This window comes from Schlesneria sp., from assembly GCF_036405755.1.
Lineage (GTDB): Bacteria > Planctomycetota > Planctomycetia > Planctomycetales > Planctomycetaceae > Schlesneria > Schlesneria sphaerica.
In genome coordinates, this window is record NZ_DASWWZ010000182.1 from 1 (window position 1) to 3,106 (window position 3,106).

Sequence of the window (3,106 nt, forward strand, 5' to 3'; positions counted from 1 at the left end):
GGGGTAGATGTCGATTGGCGAACCGAGGAAGTCGGTGCGGAGACCTGCGACAACTTCAAAGCCATCTCGCTTCATCAAAGAGGCACGTCGCGAGTCGTTCCTCAACCGCACATTACTGCGATCACGGCACAGTAGAAACGCGTGAACGGAACTCACCCGCCTGCGACGATTTCTCCTATTGTTGTCGGAAATCGGCCGCATCGAGGCGATGTCGACTGAGCAGCCGATGCATCCCCTGCCGGGAAAGTCCTGCCTGGCGAGCCGCCTGAGAGATGTTCCCTTCATGCTTTTTAAGTAAGGCGGTCAGGTAATCGCGGTCGGCATTGTCGAGTGCTTCTTCGCGGGAAATTTCGGCGATATCCGACACTTGTCGGGAAGTAGAATTTGTTGTTGCTGTGCGGAGGGGTTTGGGGAGGTCTGTGAGTTCGATTTTGTCTGTGCGCGATAATGTGACAGCACGCTCGATGACATTTCTCAGTTCGCGAATGTTTCCCGGCCATTCATAACGGCGAAAACATTCCTGCACTTCGTCGGTGTACCCGGTGACCCGCCGATTGTCGGGTTGAAGCTGCGTCAGGAAGGCGTCGGCCAACAGCAGAACATCGTCACCCCGCTTGCGTAGCGGGGGCAGTTCGATATGAATGACGCCGAGACGGTAAAACAGATCCTGTCGAAATCGACCGGCTTCGACTTCGTCTTCCAGATTTCGGTTTGTGGCGCAGATGTACCGCGTATCGACCTTGCGCAGTTCACTCATGCCGACCGGGGTAAACGCCTGCTCCTGCACAGCTCGCAACAGCTTTGCCTGTGAGGACAGGGGAAGTTCTCCCAGCTCGTCGAAGAAGGCGGTCCCCCGGTGGCTGCGACTGAGCAGGCCTTCCTGATCCTTGACCGCACCGGTGAACGAACCCCGGGCGTGACCAAACAGCACCGACTCAAAGAGGGATTCCGGAATGGCCGTACAGTCGATGACCTGAAAGTGAAAGCTCCGGCGGCGGCTGTTCTGGTGAATCGCTTTCGCAATCACCTCTTTGCCGGTTCCACTTTCCCCGGTGATGACGACGTTCGTATCCGTTTTCGCGACACGATCGACGATTTCCAGCAATTCCTGCATCGCAGGGCTCTGGCCGATAATCTGTGGGAACCGGGCTGTCGGGATCTCGTCTTCTGCCAGGGCGGGTTCGCTCAAGACAGGGGGTGCCGTCGCATGACTCAGGGCACGGTTCACACTGGCCAGTAGCTCTTCAAACTTCACTGGTTTGAGTAAGTAGTCCACGATCCCCAGACGGACACTTTCGATTGCGGTGGGTAGGGACGGGACCCCGGTGATGACGATCAGCGGGATATGCGGCCACTGCGCACGACCACGCCGCAGCAATTCCAGTTTGAAATTGCCGGGCATGTTAAGGTCGGAGAGGATGAGGTCAAACGATCCGGTTTCGAGTTTGGCGAGTGCTGCGTCGGCATCCGGTACGCATTCGCATTCAAAGCCGGCTTTGCGGAGCAACTGTCCGGTTGTCCGCAGGTAGAGCGGTTCGTCGTCGGCAATCAGGATTCGCTTGGGGGATGATGGTTCATTCATGGCTGGAGATCCGGCGAGGGAGTTTGACTTGGAATGTCGTGCCGTCAGGGCCTGTTTGCTTGACGGCGATGCTCCCCCCCATGGCCTCGGCGAGACTGCGGGAGACAGACAGACCCAGCCCCATTCCGTGACGAGTTCCGGTCTTTGTGCTGAAGAATGGCTCAAAGATACGAGTGGTCGCTTCCCTGGAAATACCTTCACCCTGATCTGTCACCGTGATGGTCACGTTTTCGTCCGTCGTGAACACTTCCAGCACAACTTCACTTTGCGGAGGAGAAGCCTGAATCGCGTTGCGGACGATATTTAACAGAATCTGCCGCAACTCGCTTTCCCGCAGGACCACGTCTGTCGTACTCGAATCGACGCTGGCATCGGCGCTGGCGTCTTTCGGGGGCGGGCGAAGAACGACGCGGACATCGGCTTCGGACGCGAGGGGTTGCAACAGCAGAACCACATTCTCGATGGCCCGAATCAAATCAAATCGGGTAGGGGACTGCTGACTGGGGCGATACAGCTGATACATCTGGTGCGTGATGGAGCTGATCCGTTCGATCTCACTGTCGATCAGTTCGAGCAACTCGTAGTTTTCGTCGTCCCCCGAGAGGTTCCCCTTGAAGAGTGCGAATGCGTTGCGGATTCCGGCCAGGGGATTGTTGATTTCGTGAGCGATCCCCGCGGCCATCTGGCCCAGCGCGGCGAGCTTTTCCATTTTGCGCCGATGCTGTTCCAGTTGCGCAATCTTGATCGTCCGTTCCTGCACGAGCTGTTCGAGGTGCTGATTGTGCAGTCGCAGTTCTTCCCGCAGATAGTGTCGTTCTGTGATATCCCGCACACTGGCACGATGCCCCAGGTGCCTGTGGGAATCGTCGTACATCGGCTGCCAGGAGACTGCCGCCCAGCGCCGGGATCCATCACGATGAATCAATTGGAACTCGACATCGTTTCGACTTCCTTCGGTCGTCGCATCATTCAGCATCTCGACGATCTTGTGCCGGTCTTCTTCGGCCACCATCGACAACGGGTAGTCGGGCATCTGCAGGCATTCGTCAGGGTGGTAACCCGTAATTCGTTCGACGGCTGCGTTCACCCACAACAGCTTCCCTTCGGGGGAAAGCCAGCTTTCCCAGTCGTAGGTGTAGTCGGCAATCGCCCGGAAAACGTAGTTATCAATGGGTCGCACAATGGATTGTCCGAATCGTGTTTCGTTGGACATGCTGCATACTCTCGCCATTCGGAAATTGCACGCTTCAAAGCAGAATCGTCACCGCGAACGGCCTGAATGTTCTGATTCCGCCAGAAATGCGCAAATTTACCGACTTTCAATCGTGGTAATGCAGGTCTGTTTTAAGATCGGTTGTCCGGATCTTGTCATGATACCGATCTCACGGGCCAGGATGAAGGGGGCAGGCTCGACCTCCGCTTCTGCAAAGCCCGTGTGGTCAACGAGCTGACCCCCACTCTTGGTCTGTACCGATCTATCCCGCGTGCCAGGGGCGAAAGATCACAGCGCAGCGCGATCGAGAC

At 56.9% G+C, this 3,106-nt stretch carries 2 protein-coding genes; both read right to left on the reverse strand.

Features of this window, described 5'->3' with window-relative positions; all coding sequences use genetic code 11:
• Window positions 1-175: 175 nt before the first annotated feature.
• Window positions 176-1,582 carry a sigma-54-dependent transcriptional regulator gene (locus tag VGE80_RS06075; RefSeq protein ID WP_373653185.1) on the reverse strand — a complete coding sequence of 469 codons (1,407 nt, stop codon included), beginning with the start codon at window positions 1,580-1,582 and terminating at the stop codon, window positions 176-178.
• The gene (locus VGE80_RS06080) at window positions 1,575-2,795 is read right to left on the reverse strand and encodes a two-component system sensor histidine kinase NtrB (RefSeq protein ID WP_373653184.1); all 1,221 of its coding nucleotides are present in this window, start codon (window positions 2,793-2,795) and stop codon (window positions 1,575-1,577) included. The genes VGE80_RS06075 and VGE80_RS06080 overlap by 8 nt, the downstream gene beginning before the upstream one ends.
• Window positions 2,796-3,106: the final 311 nt, after the last annotated feature.

Coding starts and splice junctions, on each gene's coding strand:
- VGE80_RS06075 (WP_373653185.1), bottom strand. CDS start 1,582: ATGAATGAACCATCATCCCCCAAGCGAATCCTGATTGCCGACGACGAA.
- VGE80_RS06080 (WP_373653184.1), bottom strand. CDS start 2,795: ATGTCCAACGAAACACGATTCGGACAATCCATTGTGCGACCCATTGAT.